We start from the raw sequence: 16,921 nt of genomic DNA, 5'->3' as shown, positions 1-16,921 counted from the left end.
GCAAAAATTACTTTTGACAAAATTTTGTGTTCCATATTTGGTTATAATCGCCTGTAATTGACTGTAATCAGTATCGATATTATAGAAATCGACTTTTTGCAGTAACGCCATTAAATGTATTAAGGAGAGTAATCTAATTGTTAATGATGATTTCAGATATAGATTATTGATGATAGACCTATAACATCAATCCCTTCTCACCTACAAATAATAAGGGTAGCTTAGCAGGATAATATGATGAAAATTCTACATACCGCTGATATACATCTACAAGAGACAAGTGAAGAGAGATGGGAAGCACTCTTTGAGATAATCGAACTTGGGAATAGAGAAGAAGTGGATATTTTACTCATAAGCGGTGATCTCTTTGATCGGGATATCGATGCAAATAAATTGAGAATAAAAATCAGAAAGCTCTTTTCCGGTAATAGATACCGAATATATATTCTCCCAGGAAATCATGACTCAAAATCCTTTGAGGGTGGAAGTTACCTAGGCGAAAATGCAGAGGTGATATGCTCAATAGAAGATGTCTATGAATTTGGTAATGTGCGGATAGTTGGATTGCCATTTATGGAGATTAGTGAAGGGGAAATCTATTCAAAGCTAAATTACATCTCCAGCAAATTGGATTCAAATAAAACCAATATTCTCTTATATCACGGGGAGTTGTTAGATAGCTTCTATTCACGAAAAGACTTCGGCAATGAGGATGATAAGAGATATATGCCTGTTAAGCTCGATTACTTTAGAGATATGAACTTTGATTATATTCTTGCGGGGCATTTTCACACAACCTTTAATTCCATAAAATATAACTCAAAGAAATACTTTGTCTACCCGGGTTCGCCCATCTCGATAACAAGAAGGGAAACTGGTAAGAGAGGAGTCAATATATTCAGTACTGGTGAAGCCCCAATAGAAAGATATATTGACACCCCTTATTATGATATTATAAAAATTGAGCTTAATCCATATGACGAACTAGATCCATTGTCAATAATAAGAGAGAGGTTATGCAAAATTGAATCAAACTCAAAAATATTGTTAACCATAAAGGGATATATAAATTGTAGAGATCATGGAATAGATGAAAAAGACCTCACTCAGCGAATCGAATCATTAAGGTGTGAAATGGGAAATATTGTAGAAGCAGCATATGAGTATGTAGACATTAGCAGATTACTGGAGGACAATATCTACCAGAGCTTTAATGGAAAGTTAAACAATATGAGTTTGGATGAATCGGAAAAGGTTGTAATAAGAGAATTATTTATAAGATCAATGATGGAGGCTGGTGTTTGAGGATAAAGGAATTTTGTATAACCAGATATGGCCCCCTTGGCGAAACTGGTAAAATACTATTAGGTGATTTCAATCTCCTTTACGGTAAAAATGAACGCGGGAAAACGCTTACCATTGATGCCCTAATAAGACTACTTTTGGGAAAGAATGTAAAGCAGTTTAAACAGCTAAATAGAGTAAGTAGCGATCCAATGGGCTACATAATTCTCGGTTTTACAAATGAGGAAGGGTTTCGCACACTTCCCCAAGATGGGGATCTGACTATTCTAACAAAATCAGCTCAAATACCCTTAACTGCATCCGATTTTAGAAATATCTTTATCATCAGGAATAGCGATCTATCCATCGCTGATGAGGCAGACTATTATACAGCTATTACCGAAAAACTTGTGGGATTAAGAACCTCAGATATAAGCAGGATAAGAAAGAGCCTTAAAGAGATTGGTCGACTAACTGATGGTCTGGATTACAAGAATGATGAAAAGACACATAAACTAAGGACAAGGCTCAATAGAGCGAGGGACTTGCTCATAAAAATACAATCGCATAAAAAAAGACTTAGGGAAGAGGGATATGATAAACTTGAGATAAGGCTCTACAGATTAAAGGAAGAATTTATTCAACTCAACTACGAGGTTGATGAGTATGAAAATGCGCGCAATAGGGAGAGATTCGAAATATGCAGCAATTTATTAAAAAATTTTGAGAAAAGGGTAGGTGAACTGAAGGGCATGGATGTCTATCAGGAAGATGTAGCACAGAGATGGCAGGATGGCGAAAAGGAGGTAATGAGGAGCGAAAGGGAAATACTTGAACTCAATAATAAGAAGGATGCCTTAAATTATGAAATTGATACTAATGAAATAAATCTAAGAGAAATTTCGAATGAACTCCTTTCCATGGAAAAGAGGAAAAGCCTACTTGATGAAGAGAAGCCAAGGATAAATGATATTAAAGACGGCTTCACGCAGATTCATTCGAATATATCTTTACAAATTCATCTAAAAAGAACCCTTATCCTATCCATATCCATATTCTTTATTCTATTCTTGGCCATCATATTTGTTAAACCCTCTGCCTATTTTTATATACCTGGCATAATAGCTCTATTGATTACGATTACGCTTTTGGGATATGAATTGATTATTGAGATAAGGGGAAGGAGAATAAAGAGATCTTTTGAAGATGTTAAATTAAATATAGTACAGTTAGGCATCAATTCTTCAACAATTGAAGAGATGATATCAGGTATTCAGGGATTTAATGCAGTGTTAGATAATAAAAAGTATGAGTTTGAGGAATGCAAAACCCTTCTAATGATAAAGAAGCGGCATATCAGTGAAGTGGATGAAAGATTAAAGGAGCTTAAAAGGATAATCGATGTGGAAGTTGAAAAGTTGGACACAATCAAAAGAGAAATACGGATTGGAACGATTGATGAGTATAGAAAAATATTAACCCTAAAAAGAATTGCTGAATCGGATAAAGAGAACCTCTTTTCCAAACTTGAAAGCCTGCTGGGTAAAGCGGGGAGAAATTTGAGAGAGAACATCAGTTTTTGGGGATCTAAGATTCAGGAGTTGGAGACATTCAGAGATAGAGGGCAGGGAAGGGTATATGATGAAAATAAATATTCTAAGCTTAAGAATAAATTGAGAGGAGTGGAGAAGGAGATAAGTGGTTTAACAGAAAGGATTGATAGGTTGGGAGATCTGATGTTAGAGATAGAGAGGACAGCGAATGATGTGCTTGTAGCAGGGGGTGAGATATATTATTGTAAAACCCTCAGCGATCTTGATGGAATAGAGAACCGACTCCGGGATTTCATTAACTTAAATGATAGGAGAAGAAGGTCGATAATAAATGCAGTTGAGATATTGGATGAAATAGAGAGGGATGAGAAGGAGAAGGTTCTCGAACTCTTTTCCAAGGATTCTTACATATCCGTGTCAAATATCTTTGAAACAATAACTAATGGCCTGTACGATGAAGTGATCTATGATAAGGAAGATGAAAGGGTGAAGGTACGGTATAGTACCAATGAACTAATTAATGCTGATGTGCTCTCAGGTGGGGCTTATGACCAACTCTATTTATCGATAAGACTGGCGCTGGGAGAAAAGATATTAAAAGCTGAAAAGGGTCTATTTATTCTAGATGATCCATTTATAAAGTCTGACTTTGATAGAATTTTAAGACAGATGGAGACCCTAAAAAAGATATCAAGTGAAGGGTGGCAGATTCTCTACTTCAGTTCCAAGAATGAAATTATCGAAATTTTAGGTGATGATATAAACGAAAAAAGGATCAATCTCATTAACATAAATTGGCTTAATTAGTCTATACAATTAAAATGATGAGTGATATTGCTGACAAGAAGCAGAAAAAGTTTTCCACTACTTTTATCAGCTTGAAAATATAATTTCAATATAAGGAGGAGATATATGTTCGCAGAATATTTCATTAAACATGAAAAAGAAATATTAAAGAAGGCTAAATCTAGAAAAACAACCAAGGGTCAAAGCGACAAGGGTACAAAATCAAAAAAGCAAGAATCAACCAGTTTCAATGACCTGATTGAAAGATTGAATAAAATGATACCCTCCCACCTTAAGATCGATACAAATAGGCTAATCGATGCTAGCGGTTACTCACCGAAGGGCGTTGATTTTATTGTTTATAAGGAATATTTCAGGGATATTGTTAATATGATGGGTGGTTTCGTTCCAGCGGAACTGACCTATGCCACTTATCATGTATCTCCAAATGTCAATAAGAAGGGCTTACCAGAGGTACTTGATAGGGTAGTCCAGACTAAAAAGGTGAGCCGATATATAGACAGAGAGAAGGAATCGCCCTTGATCCCTGCATTTATCTTTGCCTATGATTCTAGTTATACCCTTCCTGAGTTGAAAAATGCTATTTTAGAATATTATATGTCCAAGGGTATTGGTCATGAATATGAATGCGATATAATTGCCATACTTCATAAGGGTATTATTATCAAAAATTGGCGTGAGAAGAGAAGCTACATAGCCCTGGAGACAAAGGATGATACCCTTATGTGGTATATTATTTTAATGAATGAATATCTTGAGGTGGATAGAGGAGAGGATTTTGATTTAAGAGATTATGTAAAACAGAGCGAAAAATATGAAGAGTATTGATCAATAACTGATGAAATGATTGATTTCTCAGGTATTAAACAAATGCACTTCTACTCTATACTATCAAAAGATAGATATCAAGGATGTTAAGGATTAAGAAGAATTTATTGAAAATTATTTTGATACTTGTGATAACTTCGATTATAACAATTGGAATAGTGAAAGAGGTCTCATGCTGGAGCCTAATAGATCTCTTCAAAGCGGAAGATTTTAAAGAGAATAATTTAAGCAAGACATTCCATTTGGATACTACAAGGGATATCATCCTCCTGCCCCCATTGCATAATAAAACATTTTTTCAGGCTATTGCTGATCTCTCTATTTGCAGAAGAAGGGAAGTTCGAAGGTTCTTATTACAATATTTAACTGAACAAAGGGGATACATTGATAGGTCCTTTGAGAGATCAAAGGAATACCTTGGCATAATTACGAGCATATTCGATAAAAATCAGGATATACCAAAATATTTAGCATTGCTGCCGATTCTGGAGAGCGGATTTAATCCATATGCCGTATCGAGAAGCCAAGCTGTTGGCTTATGGCAATTTATCAGGGGAACCTCGCATTCCCTTGGCTTACGTACCGATAGGTGGGTTGATGAAAGGAGAAGTATAGAAAAATCCACAATTGCTGCAATCAGACATCTTCGAAATCTTTACAGAATTTTTCATTCATGGGAACTGAGCCTGGCTGCATACAATGGTGGGGCTTCTTATATTAAAAAGGCTATGTTAAGAAGCGGCGCAAAGGATTTCTGGGAATTGAAGGCGCATGGGGCAATGAATCGAGAAACAGCAGAGTTTATCCCGCGTTTTACAGCAATTACTATCATATATGAAAATCAATGGCTTTTTAATATTGATAACTGTGATGAAAAAAAACCTACCATGAAAACAGAAACCATTGTCCTTGACTTTCCTGTCAGCATCCATCATATATCCAAACTCGCTAATGTTCCTAGTGAAACAATAAGAAGGCTAAACCCGGAGTTAAAGAGGAATCATACACCCCCGTATTATAGGAAATATGAACTCAGATTACCAGTTGGCGCAAAGAATAAACTCGAGAGTGATGGGAATAATATTTATAAAGTTAGGTTCAAGGGTATCAGGAAACACATAGTTCGGAAAGGCGAATGCATCAGTCGTATTGCAAGACGCTACAGGGCTAAGACAAAGAAGATCATTATCCTCAATGATATTAAGAGTCCGCGCCTGATTCAACCTGGCCTAACACTCTATATACCAATCTAGCGAAATTATTTCAATTTAAGGGAGCGTTCAGCTATTAAGGAAAATAGAAGTCCCCTTCTATTGAAAAGGAACTTACCCTAAATAACAGACTTTTATTCTATCTGATCGATATTGACTTTATTATTTAATCTTGCGCTAACCTGTGAAACTACCAGGGATGATGCATAACTTGCTATCCTGCCCGCCCTATCTATTGGAAGATCATTTGCCACACCATAGAGTATCCCAGCTGCATACATATCCCCTGCCCCATTTGTGTTGACTACCCCAACCCTATTCGCGGAGATATTGTAGATTTTATTGTCCCGCTTTATCATACTTCCATCAGCTCCCAACTTAACAACTGCAATATCACACATGGAATATATCATATCGAGAGCTTCCTTCTCCTCAACCCCGGTAAATGCCTTTGCTTCATCTTCATTAACAAAAACAATATCAGCAAATTCATCAACTATACTATTAAAGACATCCTTAATCCTATCAACGAGGCTAGCGTCGCCAAGGTCAATTGAAATTATAACATTATTCTCTTTCGCAATCCTCATTGCATGTACGACGGCCTCTCGCACTTCAGGGAGTTCCAACAGGTACCCCTCTATATGCAATATCTTGCTTCCCTTTATGTCATCTTCGAAGACATCCTCTTTAACAAAGTGAATGGCTGCCCCTAAATGTGTTGCAAAGGTTCTTTCAGAATCAGGGGTTATCAATGTGATTGCATGTCCAGTCATTGCTTCATGCTTGTTCAGCCTTGTGCGCACACCAGCCTTCTCATTCTCTCGTATATACAACTCTCCATGGGTATCATTCCCGACCTTACCGAATAGAATACACCTTCCCCCAAAATTAGCGATTCCCGCCAGGGTATTAGCTGAACTACCACCTGGAGTTGTTTTCATAGGATAACCATTCAATCTTTGCAGAATCTGCATGCTTCTATTCTCATCAACAAGATGCATCTGTCCCCTCTTTAGGCCAATCTCATCCAAAACAGCTTTATCCACTTCAATCGTAAAATCCAATAAAGGGGAGCCAATACCAACCACATCATAGTCTGCTTTTCCTGAGTTAGACTCTGACTCTTGTACATTAGGATGATTCTTTGCATCGTTTCCCGATATCGATTCCATGGAAATAAACCTCTCTTCTAAAAATTAAGTATACTCAATGCTGACATACAAGGCATTTATTATTCTTTGTTAGTTTCATGATTCTGAAACTCATGTCTATCCCATCCCAGAATAGGAGTCGATTCTTCAGGTTAGTGCCGATGCCTGTCAAATACTTTATTGCTTCGATCGCCTGAAGCGAACCAATAACACCTGGTGTGGCTCCTAAGACCGGGATTTCTTCTTTTTTATAATTCTGTGGTGAGAAACATGCAAGGCATGGTGTTTCAGGAGGTTGCAGAAATGTGATCTGACCTACAAATCCTGAGACCCCTGCATGTATCAGGGGTATAGTTTTTTTTACTGATAATTCGTTAATGATGAATCTTGTTTGAAAGTTGTCTAGACAGTCTACAATGAGGTCAACCTTATCAATGAATTCATGGATATTTTCTTTTGAGATTTTATCATATATTTTGATTACCTTAGTATTGGGATTTGCATTTGTAAGAGTTTCATAAGCAGAGTCCACCTTATATTTCCCAACATCTTTGTCAGAGTGGAGGATCTGCCTGTTAAGATTTGAAGGTTCAATCTTATCATAATCACAAATCTTCAGGGTTCCAACTCCAGCAACAGATAAATAGAAGAGTAGGGGGCTGCCTAGCCCACCGGCGCCAGCAACTAAAACAGTTGAGTCTTTCAGCCTGTTTTGCGCTTCTTCACCCCAATTCGATATATTTAATTGTCTTTTGTATCTCCTATATTCATCTTCAGTTAACATATTTAAATAATTTGATATTGTTTAATTAGGCTGTACAATCCCAATTTTGGCAAGATACAGCTAAAATCATTATGATATTGGAATCCTGATTCAATTCTAAAATGGTGGGATTTATTTATATTGCTAAACCAAGGTCCGAATAGATAACTTTTGTAGAATTATTATTAGTGGTGAGGGGAGGATTCGAACCTCCGAAGGCTTCGCCGGCAGATTTACAGTCTGCTCCCTTTGGCCGCTCGGGAACCTCACCTGTTAGCTGGCGATGGGACTCGAACCCGCAACCTGCTGATTACAAATCAGCTGCTCTACCGATTGAGCTACGCCAGCAATTTGACGTGGATTCAGATAATAAATATCATCTTCATTTGTCAATATCTTTTACATAATTTTTTAGGTTTTATCCAGTAATCATAAATCTACTACTCTCTATTTCAATAAACAATGAAAAACATTGTAAGTATAGTGATATCATAGATTAGCTAATACTTCAAACAATTTTAAAAGGGATAGTCTTACGAGACTTTCAAAAACCGATTTTATTAAACATATTAACTATAAATTATTATCCAAATCCTAATAACTGTATTATATAATCGATTCCTCAATTTATTCTTGATATTATTACTGAGCTATAAGAAATTATCTTAAACCTTTTTTAAATAATCTTTTTAAACAGAATTTATAATATGAAATAGCCAGAATTAACTTAATTGCATTTTACATTTGTAATGCTGAATTAACAACAAGGATCTTAGGAGGATATTAAAATATAAAGGGGGGATATTATGACAGGACAAGCTTTAGGGAGCTTAAAGGTACTTGAGTTATGTAGTCTTATCTCTGGACCCTATTGCAGTAAATTGCTTGGAGATATGGGAGCAGAGGTTATCAAGATTGAAGAGCCGGGTATGGGGGATAAAGCTAGGAAGAGAGGGCCATTTTTACAGAATACCTCTCATAGAGAGAAGAGCGGATTGTTCTTATATCTCAATACCAATAAATTGGGTATTACGCTAAATATAAATACAGAAGAGGGAGCAGGGGTATTCAAGGAACTGGTGAAGGAGACTGACATCTTGATTGAGGACAATCCTCCAAAGATGATGAAGGAACTTGGATTAGATTATGATAATCTAAAAGAGATAAATCCTTCTTTGATTATGACATCCATTACACCCTTCGGGCAGAATGGACCACATAGCGATTATAAAGCCCATGACCTTAACATGTACTTTGGAAGTGGATTGCTATATAAACCTCTCGATGTGCCTGACGATTATAAGCCGGCAAAGGGGGGAGGTTTTTTTGGCGACTACTTATGCGGATTGAGCGCAGCTACAGCCACTCTAAGCGCGCAGTTTGCCTTAGGAGGGACAGGAGAGGGACAGCATATTGATATCTCAAAACAGGAGGCTCTCCTCGCATTGTTAAGGGTGACATCAGTCGTTTATCCGAATGTAGGTAGACCTGAATTTTCAATGTCATCGATTTCAGGTGGAATGGGCGGGCTGCATCAATGCAAGGATGGTTATGTGATATTTACAAACGCAGAAGAACACCATTGGAGTTCATTTGTCAAGTTATTAGGCGATCCTGAGTGGGCAAATGATCCGGACCTGGATAATATGTTCTCTCGAGCCCTGAACTATGAAAAGATTGCGCCATATATTAAGGAGTGGATGCTCAATCACAATAAGGAGGAGATATATCACCAAGGCCAGGCATATGGTTGTCCCGTTGCCATGGTTAGCGCAGTAGATGAAGTCGCAAATTCTGAGCAGATGAAGGCAAGGGAATTCTTTGTAGATATAGATCGAAAAGAGACTGGGAGGTTCAAATATCCTCAATCACCATGCAGATTTTCCAAGACACCATGGAAGGCGAGACTGCCAGCTCCGCTTTTGGGTGAGTACAATGAAGAGATTTTCTGTAAACGTCTGGGTTATTCACAAAACAGGATAAAAGAAATGGCTGAAGCCGGAGTTATATAGAGGGGAGGTAATTATTATGAATAAATTTCCATTGGATGGGATAAGGGTACTTGATTTTACATTTATGTGGGCAGGGCCCTATGCTACCATGCTCTTAGGGTTCATGGGAGCAGAGGTAATCAAGGTTGAGAGTCAGAGGAGATTGGATACTATCAGAATATTCGATCTAGTAAATCTTCAGATGTTGGAAGACATCAACATGTCGCCAATCTTTAATGATATAAACTTGAGTAAGTTAGGCATAAATTTAGACCTTAAAAATACAAAGGCAATTGAGATTGCGAAGAGACTGATAGAGAAGTGCGATGTTGTGATGGAGAACATGCGCCCAGGGGTTATGGATAGACTTGGGCTTGGATATGAGGTTGCTTGTGAGTTAAATCCAAGCATTATATATCTGGCTTCCTCATCACGTGGCGCAAAGGGGCCAGAGCGGAATTATACAGGCTATGCACCCAGCTTTGGCGCTCTGAGCGGCTTATCTAATGTGACGGGTCATCCTAATGATCCCCCTAGTACAATTGGGGGTGAAATAGACCTGCTCAGCGGTCTGACATCAGTATATGCCATTCTTGCTGCCCTCAATTATAGAAAGAGCACAGGGGAGGGTCAGTATATCGATCAATCCTCATCAGAAGCAGGCAGCGTGCTCATTGGCGAATTATTCATGGATTACTTCATGAATGGGAATGTGCAGACCAGGCAGGGTAATATGGACGATCACATGGCACCTCATAATTGTTATCCCTGCAAAGGTGAAAACAAGTGGATCAGTATTGCAATAGAAACCGAGGATGAGTGGTTGTCATTTTGTAATGCCATTGGGAATCCGGAGTGGACTAGGGATGATAGATTCTCTGATGTTAAGAGTAGGTTGGTCAATCGAGAGGAATTGGATAAACTCATTAGTGAGTGGACAATGATCTATGATCCCTATGAGGCAATGAGGAGATTACAAAGCGCTGGGGTTGCAGCTGTACAAAAATATAATAGTCAGGATCTCTTTAGCGATCCTCATCTCAAGGAGCGTGATTTTGCCATGAAGGTTACACATCCAGCAATTGGGGATATGATTTGCTTAGCTCCACCCTTTAAATATTCAACCCTTTCAGTAAAGTTTGAGCATGCCCCATTATTTGGGCAGCATAATAATTATATATTTGGCGAGCTTTTGGGTATGTCTGAAAATGAGATATTAAAACTGAGGGAAGATGGAGTAATAGGTTAATCCTTGCCAGAATGTTGAGTGATCTTTATTAGGTCGAATTACTTATCCAATACTTTGAAAGTACCATTATCACCAACAACATCGCTATATTGAAGATGACTGTCCCAGATATTCCGAATATAGGGATGAGAAAAACTGCGGTTAGTAGGGACCCGATGATTGATCCAAAGTGATCCATTGAATCGAGAATAGAGGCTGAGGTGTGATAATTGATGCATCCAATTTGTTTAAAGAGCATTGGGAATACGTTGCCACAGAAGAAAGCGAAGCTGATAATTATAATCCAAAAGATAGATTCAATCTTTGTATGAAAATAAAGCAGTATTAAAAGGAGTGTTATAATTAAGAACATAAATACTCTATTCAGAGATTTGATTTGTTTTTTATTTGCATAGTAGCTTCCAAGCGTAAGCCCAAGCATGAATAGCGCATTAATTAGAGATATTCTATAATACACAACACCGTAGATGTTTTGATATAGTATAATTAGAAGAATAATTGTCGAGATGCTCACAAATCCTGTTGTAAATATTGTTATTCCGCTAATAAACTGTTGACCCGTATACTTCTTTCGTATATCTAGAAGAACAATAGCAATAAGCAATACTGATAATAATAGGGGAATATACGGTCTCTTCAATATGCTGTAAATAAAGGACTTCTCCTGGAAGGCAGATAATACTGTTTTGTTCCAGTATGCCTTAGGTTTCAAATCGAGATTCTTATCTATCCCGGATACATTCTCTATCATATGCTTTGTAAAATATTCAATCTGACTCTCTTCGAATAGCATCCTAAGCTCTTCAGGATCAAAATTCTCAACAACCTCAATTTCAAATTTATTGTTTGTATACAATGAACTTTTTTTCTTATAATTTGTTATCAGCTCATCATAGTGATTAGGAATGATCCCCTCTCCAGTGGCGCCTATTAGATATATCCTTTCGCCAGAGGAAATAAGATGATAGGGAAATTCTTCCCTGAAGCCTTTATATATTGATGCAATATATCTAGTAAGATCTGATCCCATATAGTTTGTGAATCCATGGATGGAGGTTAGAAATATCCCATCTGGTTTAAGATGATCATTACAGAGCGAATAAAATTCCTTTGTATAGAATCTGTTCAGCATTGCATTCTCGGGCTGGGGTGGAAGGCATATGATCAAATCAAATTTTTCATCAGTATGTGAGAGGAAATATCTGATATCTTGAAGATACACCCTAAGTTTATTAGCATTCTCCTCTGTATTATAGTATTTTTGTCTATATTGATTTCCGATTCTCCAAAGCCATGGGTCTGTTTCAAAATAGTATAAGTATGAAATATCTGTCTTAAGAAGATTATTGAGAAGAGAACCGAATCCAATCCCAAGTGCAAGAAGCCTTTCATCTTTTTTATGTCTGATGCTCTGTATCAGATGAAATATGGCTCTTGCATCGTAGCTGTCAGGTATGTAATTATAATATATCCCATCCCCATATATTCTTATCTCTTCTTCATAGGATTCAAAAGAGAGTATCTGATACCTCGTCCTTTTATGATGGATTAAGTTGCCCTCATGTGTCCGTTCCCACACAAATTCAAATATACAGTTTTCAATTCTCTCGGACATAAGAAGGAGCATGAGGGGAATAAATAATAGAAAGAGGTTTAACCTATTTTTATATTTTTTTAAATAAATAAGATGTGATATAGATATTATAATTGAGATTATTCCCAAAGGATTCAAGAAATCAATCAAAATAGCAGTGAAGAGTATCCCTCCAGCAAATGCTCCTAAGGTCTCTAAATAGTATATGTTTCCACCGGATAGCTTTCCATCAACGGCTGATGTTAATGAAACAACTGGAGGGAAGAAGAAACCTATCAAAAAACTTATGGGAATTGTAAATAGTAGGGATAATATTAATTCTGTGGTAATGGAGTAGAATGTGCCTACAGTTCTGGGAATAACAAATGGGATGAAGTGAGGAAGATATATAAAAAAAAGAAGCAGAATAGGAAATAGGATCAGACACAGAACAACCCTTCTCTCAAGTGTAACCCTCTCACCTTCTGGATTAAATCTAGCTCCTAAATATATTCCAATGAACCATGCGGCAAATATTATTCCAATGATTAACTCATTACCTCTGAATATGGTAAGGAGTTCTCGGATAAGTAAAACTTGTGCAATTGCAGATGAGAAACCGAAAAAAAGGGTAATAACATATAGGTCTATTCTGGATAATCCTTTATTTAACATTATAGTATTTTATTTCCTCATTCCCACATCCGTGGATCATTGATAGGGTGTTAATACTATTGATTTTCAAATCTCAGAGACTATATTCTGTTCTTCTAGGTGTTCAATAAATAGTCAGAAACCCTGATGTGAGTAATGCTTCGTATAAGACTAGTATTTTCTGAAAGCATTCTTTGGTTATAGGAATATCTTCTCTGTAAGATGCATCTCAGATAGCATCCGAAAAAATAGACCTAGAGGGAGTCCAATCACATTTGAAATTGAACCGTCTATACTATCAATAATCATTTCACCATTATCCTGAATGGCATATCCACCGGCCTTGTCCATATAGTTAATGCTATCCAGGTATTTTAATATCTCAGTATTGTTTAGATTCTTAAAGGTAACATGAGTAATTTCGAAATCGGTATTCTCTATAATATCATTATGTTTATGGATTAGGATAATGCTGCTTATCACCTTGTGTGTTTTCCCCTTTAGCATATGCAATTTTTCCTTTGCATCAGTAAGCCCAGTGGGTTTGCCTAATATTAAATTGTTTACAGTTACAATAGTGTCACAGCAGATTAACAGGTGATCTTCCTTATCCGGAAGTGTGTGTATGATTGAGTCGGCCTTCTCTTTTGATATCCTTTTCGAGTATTGGATTGGATCATATTCTTCCCTTATCTCTTCATATGCATGAGGTATGCGAATCTCGAAGTCTTCAATGATAGTATGCAAAATACTTTTTCTTCGAGGAGATGAGGAGCCTAATATTATTACCATGATATCATTGTATATTTAAATGCATTTCAATCTCAAATAATTATCTTCTGCTTTTTGTTCAGACATCCCAATAGTGCATCTGGCTCAAGCCTTTTTGCTTTCATTGAGGATGAGGATGAAATTAATCCTACTTAATGCTGAATGCAAAAATTTTAATACTCTCCATGAAGATATGTATGTTTGACATTATTTGTAAAGCATTATTCATATTTTAATTAGACTATCAATGACCAAGCCCTTGTATTCATAATCGATCCTATACCCTTGTGATTTGTCCTCAGCCGAATAGGCTTTAAGATGTATAAAATAACAAAAAAATGTTAAAGCTACACCTTAGAAAACCGATTATTATACTGATTGATAATTACACTCCCAATGTTAAATTAACCAGGTTAAAGGCTTTTGCAGACAGCACTCCTGCAAAAGCCTTTTTTACAATGTGCCAATCAAGCAGAGTATAGGTTTAATTGGTTTTTAGAGGTTGAGATGTCGGATGAATTTTCTGGCTTTATAACGAAGCTTCTTTCTATAGCAATATATTTGGGATTAGGAGCAATCGTAGCTTGGATATTCTATTATGCCAAGAGAAGAGACCTCTTTGGGGGGTACATCGGTGGGATGGTTATTGGTGTAATTGGAGCCCTTATCGGGGGGTTTATCCTAGACAAGTTGTTGCTTGATGTATCAATCAGGATAATGCAATTTCTGGTCTATGAGACCGGTGTTAACGTAATTGCCGGATTCATTGGTGGCTATTTGGCAGTATACATAATGAATAGATTGACTCATGACAGGGAGAGGAAAAGGTATTAAAAGTCATCTGATTCTGACTAAAGGGTGTATGTCATTAGCAATGGTAGAAAAATGTCCTTTCTCTAAACTATGGTCACAATCAGTTTATCCTTCAATTATCATCCTGTAAAATTGATTAAAGAGATAGATCGAATCATGCGGGCCGGGATTTGCTTCAGGGTGATATTGTACCGAAAAGAGCTTTAATCTCTTATGTCTAATGCCCTCTACAGTATTATCGTTGAGATTTAAATGAGTAATTTCAACATCCCCATTCCTCTTTAAGGATTCATAATCCACTGCAAAACCATGATTCTGAGAAGTAATTTCAACCCTTCCAGTTAACAGATTCTTGACTGGCTGATTTGCCCCCCTGTGACCAAACTTCAGTTTATATGTCCTTCCCTTCAAGCCCAGGCATAGAAGCTGATGACCAAGACATATTCCAAAGCATGGGATCTCTTCTCTTAAGATATCACGCACAAGATTTTTGGCATAGGGAATAGCATCAGGATCCCCTGGTCCATTGGATAGGAATACCCCCTTTACATTTTCCCTAAGGGCATCACTTAAAGGATGATTGCCAGGAAATACCATAACCGAAAATCCTGATTCGTATAGGTATTTTAGAATACTGCTCTTTACTCCAAAATCAAAAACAGCAATCAAGGGTCTAGTCTCATCCATTTTGCCAAATCGATAGGGCTCTTTACAGGAGACATCGCTGGCTAGGTCAAGGCCCTCCATTTTTGGATGAGAAAGGAGTCTGTCAATTGCAGAGGATTTATCAAAAAAAATTCCCCCCCTAAGTGCACCCTTATCCCTTATATGACGGGTTAGTTTTCGTGTATCAACGCCCTCTATCGCTGATATCCCTGATTCCTGAAGATAATCAGCGAGAGACATTGTAGCCCTATAATTTGAATAGCTTTTACTGTACTCCTTTACAACAAAACCAGCCACCTGAATTTTGTCTGATTCCACATCCTCTTCATTCACTCCATAATTCCCTATCATTGGGTAGGTCATTGCGATGATCTGGCCATTATATGATGGATCTGTAAGCACCTCTTGATATCCGCTCATAGAGGTATTGAAGACGATCTCTCCTATACTATCTGATTCAAAACCAAAACTGGTGCCTTCAAACTCAACGCCATCTTCAAGAACAAGATAAGCCTTTTTTCTCATATTTAACATCCACTCTGATCTAATTGCATGAGTCTATATTACAGAAGAGTCGTATAATAGTCAATCACTGACATTCAAATATATATAATCTGACTATAATTCTTCGTTATAAAATTAATGATTTATAGACAGAAGTCTGTTCAATTGTATAGGGATTGAAGTAAAACTGCTATCAGTGATAAATCAATATAATATAAAAAAGTAATTCAAGAAATAGCAAAATTCATATAAAAAACACTTTGTCACTTTTAGTAATATTAGGTTTATATTGCAACATATAAATTAATTCAGGATGGACAAAATCATAGTCACTGTAAAATGACAAATTATGAAATTCATGTCGCAGACTAATGCTCCCTATCTTTTTTTCCTGAACTGATGCAATAAAGTACCAAGCTTTGAAGAAAAATTATTAAAAGAATATCATGGTGGAAGATGAATTAAGGATCAATACTGTTCCTCGTCTTTCTATTAATATAAATGAACCCAGTTAACACTGAGATGATGGTGATCAGCAAAGATAATCTTTCCTTAATAGGTATATAAATCCATCCGATTTCATCAATAAAGATATCTTTAAAGAATGAACCGAGAACACCGAAAAAGAAGCTTAGAGTCATATAAATTGTGAAAGCAATGGAAATACCTATTATGATGGCTCTAATCCTGGTCTTCTTTCTTGCCTCAATATACTTAATCATTGAGTATGCAGCAAATGCAGATACAAGGGCTAAGGATAATCCATTAAATTGACTCACAGTAGAAACATAGATAGAAAAATAGTCGATTCTTATTGATGGATCAACTTCCAATATTGTCTGGGATATATCCCACACGGAGAATACTATATGGATTGAAAGGACTAGGATAAAGGATAGAAGTGGAATAAGTATTTTAATTATCATAATAGCATTACTCCTAATATAATCTTATCTCAAAACCCATATGGTTATTGTTTTTTATAGTAGAAATCAATTTTTGTCAAAAATATACAATGATTAGTAATTTTGATTATGCATAATTATTATTTGATTAATATCAATTAAAAAACAATTTTATTGACATAGAGTGTTTAATTC

At 36.6% G+C, this 16,921-nt stretch carries 13 protein-coding genes and 2 tRNA genes; 7 read left to right on the top strand and 8 right to left on the bottom strand.

All coding sequences use genetic code 11. The features are described from left to right. Positions 1 to 234 precede the first annotated feature (234 nt). From SVZ03_05865 to SVZ03_05850, 4 genes are all read left to right on the top strand, one after another. Entirely contained in the window at positions 235 to 1,305 is a 1,071-nt protein-coding gene (locus SVZ03_05865; protein MDY6933736.1) for a metallophosphoesterase, read from the top strand. Beyond that, positions 1,302 to 3,644, top strand: a complete 2,343-nt coding sequence (locus SVZ03_05860; GenBank protein MDY6933735.1) for a hypothetical protein — start codon at positions 1,302 to 1,304, stop codon at positions 3,642 to 3,644. The genes SVZ03_05865 and SVZ03_05860 overlap by 4 nt, the downstream gene beginning before the upstream one ends. A gap of 105 nt (positions 3,645 to 3,749) precedes the next feature. Next, complete coding sequence (locus tag SVZ03_05855) at positions 3,750 to 4,472, top strand: hypothetical protein (GenBank protein MDY6933734.1); 723 nt, start codon at positions 3,750 to 3,752, stop codon at positions 4,470 to 4,472. 107 nt (positions 4,473 to 4,579) lie between these two features. Beyond that, positions 4,580 to 5,725, top strand: coding sequence for a transglycosylase SLT domain-containing protein (locus tag SVZ03_05850; GenBank protein MDY6933733.1), 1,146 nt, complete (start codon positions 4,580 to 4,582; stop codon positions 5,723 to 5,725). 92 nt (positions 5,726 to 5,817) lie between these two features. Here SVZ03_05850 and SVZ03_05845 read toward each other — a convergent pair whose 3' ends face one another. From SVZ03_05845 to SVZ03_05830, 4 genes are all read right to left on the bottom strand, one after another. Continuing rightward, on the bottom strand, positions 5,818 to 6,858 hold the full coding sequence (locus SVZ03_05845; protein ID MDY6933732.1) for an adenosine kinase: 1,041 nt from the start codon (positions 6,856 to 6,858) through the stop codon (positions 5,818 to 5,820). 34 nt (positions 6,859 to 6,892) lie between these two features. After that, complete coding sequence (locus SVZ03_05840) at positions 6,893 to 7,621, bottom strand: HesA/MoeB/ThiF family protein (GenBank protein MDY6933731.1); 729 nt, start codon at positions 7,619 to 7,621, stop codon at positions 6,893 to 6,895. Positions 7,622 to 7,789: 168 nt separating this feature from the next. After that, a tRNA-Tyr gene (locus SVZ03_05835) sits at positions 7,790 to 7,871 on the bottom strand. 4 nt (positions 7,872 to 7,875) lie between these two features. Continuing rightward, positions 7,876 to 7,948, bottom strand: a tRNA-Thr gene (locus SVZ03_05830). A 458-nt stretch (positions 7,949 to 8,406) separates the two neighbouring features. Between SVZ03_05830 and SVZ03_05825 the strand changes: the two genes are divergently transcribed. Together SVZ03_05825 and SVZ03_05820 are read left to right on the top strand one after the other, a co-directional pair. Further along, complete coding sequence (locus SVZ03_05825) at positions 8,407 to 9,612, top strand: CoA transferase (protein ID MDY6933730.1); 1,206 nt, start codon at positions 8,407 to 8,409, stop codon at positions 9,610 to 9,612. Positions 9,613 to 9,628: 16 nt separating this feature from the next. After that, positions 9,629 to 10,840 (top strand): CoA transferase, encoded by a 1,212-nt coding sequence (locus tag SVZ03_05820; protein ID MDY6933729.1) that lies wholly within the window; start codon positions 9,629 to 9,631, stop codon positions 10,838 to 10,840. Positions 10,841 to 10,868: 28 nt separating this feature from the next. On the opposite strand, the gene SVZ03_05815 is transcribed toward SVZ03_05820, so the two are convergent. Both SVZ03_05815 and SVZ03_05810 read right to left on the bottom strand, forming a co-directional pair. Then, positions 10,869 to 13,088, bottom strand: coding sequence for a hypothetical protein (locus SVZ03_05815; GenBank protein ID MDY6933728.1), 2,220 nt, complete (start codon positions 13,086 to 13,088; stop codon positions 10,869 to 10,871). A 177-nt stretch (positions 13,089 to 13,265) separates the two neighbouring features. After that, positions 13,266 to 13,859 carry a Maf family protein gene (locus tag SVZ03_05810; GenBank protein MDY6933727.1) on the bottom strand — a complete coding sequence of 198 codons (594 nt, stop codon included), beginning with the start codon at positions 13,857 to 13,859 and terminating at the stop codon, positions 13,266 to 13,268. A gap of 486 nt (positions 13,860 to 14,345) precedes the next feature. Here SVZ03_05810 and SVZ03_05805 point away from each other — a divergent pair, with 486 nt between their 5' ends. Next, positions 14,346 to 14,672, top strand: a complete 327-nt coding sequence (locus tag SVZ03_05805; GenBank protein MDY6933726.1) for a hypothetical protein — start codon at positions 14,346 to 14,348, stop codon at positions 14,670 to 14,672. 84 nt (positions 14,673 to 14,756) lie between these two features. On the opposite strand, the gene carA is transcribed toward SVZ03_05805, so the two are convergent. Then, a complete protein-coding gene (gene carA / locus SVZ03_05800) occupies positions 14,757 to 15,842 on the bottom strand; it encodes a glutamine-hydrolyzing carbamoyl-phosphate synthase small subunit (protein MDY6933725.1) in 1,086 nt (361 codons plus the stop codon). Between the two features lie 440 nt (positions 15,843 to 16,282). Further along, positions 16,283 to 16,747, bottom strand: a complete 465-nt coding sequence (locus SVZ03_05795; GenBank protein MDY6933724.1) for a hypothetical protein — start codon at positions 16,745 to 16,747, stop codon at positions 16,283 to 16,285. Positions 16,748 to 16,921: the final 174 nt, after the last annotated feature.

The sequence above is a fragment of the Spirochaetota bacterium genome (assembly GCA_034190085.1).
Lineage (GTDB): Bacteria > Spirochaetota > UBA4802 > UBA4802 > JAFGDQ01 > JAXHTS01.
Note: the sequence above shows the minus strand (reverse complement) of the source record. Positions and strands in the feature narration are given on the sequence as shown.

Excerpts from the sequence above, each read along its gene's own strand:
- SVZ03_05855 (MDY6933734.1), top strand. The coding sequence starts at position 3,750 with ATGTTCGCAGAATATTTCATTAAACATGAAAAAGAAATATTAAAGAAG.
- SVZ03_05820 (MDY6933729.1), top strand. The coding sequence starts at position 9,629 with ATGAATAAATTTCCATTGGATGGGATAAGGGTACTTGATTTTACATTT.
- SVZ03_05825 (MDY6933730.1), top strand. The coding sequence starts at position 8,407 with ATGACAGGACAAGCTTTAGGGAGCTTAAAGGTACTTGAGTTATGTAGT.
- SVZ03_05810 (MDY6933727.1), bottom strand. The coding sequence starts at position 13,859 with ATGGTAATAATATTAGGCTCCTCATCTCCTCGAAGAAAAAGTATTTTG.
- carA (MDY6933725.1), bottom strand. The coding sequence starts at position 15,842 with ATGAGAAAAAAGGCTTATCTTGTTCTTGAAGATGGCGTTGAGTTTGAA.
- SVZ03_05815 (MDY6933728.1), bottom strand. The coding sequence starts at position 13,088 with ATGTTAAATAAAGGATTATCCAGAATAGACCTATATGTTATTACCCTT.
- SVZ03_05845 (MDY6933732.1), bottom strand. The coding sequence starts at position 6,858 with ATGGAATCGATATCGGGAAACGATGCAAAGAATCATCCTAATGTACAA.
- SVZ03_05805 (MDY6933726.1), top strand. The coding sequence starts at position 14,346 with ATGTCGGATGAATTTTCTGGCTTTATAACGAAGCTTCTTTCTATAGCA.
- SVZ03_05840 (MDY6933731.1), bottom strand. The coding sequence starts at position 7,621 with ATGTTAACTGAAGATGAATATAGGAGATACAAAAGACAATTAAATATA.
- SVZ03_05795 (MDY6933724.1), bottom strand. The coding sequence starts at position 16,747 with ATGATAATTAAAATACTTATTCCACTTCTATCCTTTATCCTAGTCCTT.
- SVZ03_05865 (MDY6933736.1), top strand. The coding sequence starts at position 235 with ATGATGAAAATTCTACATACCGCTGATATACATCTACAAGAGACAAGT.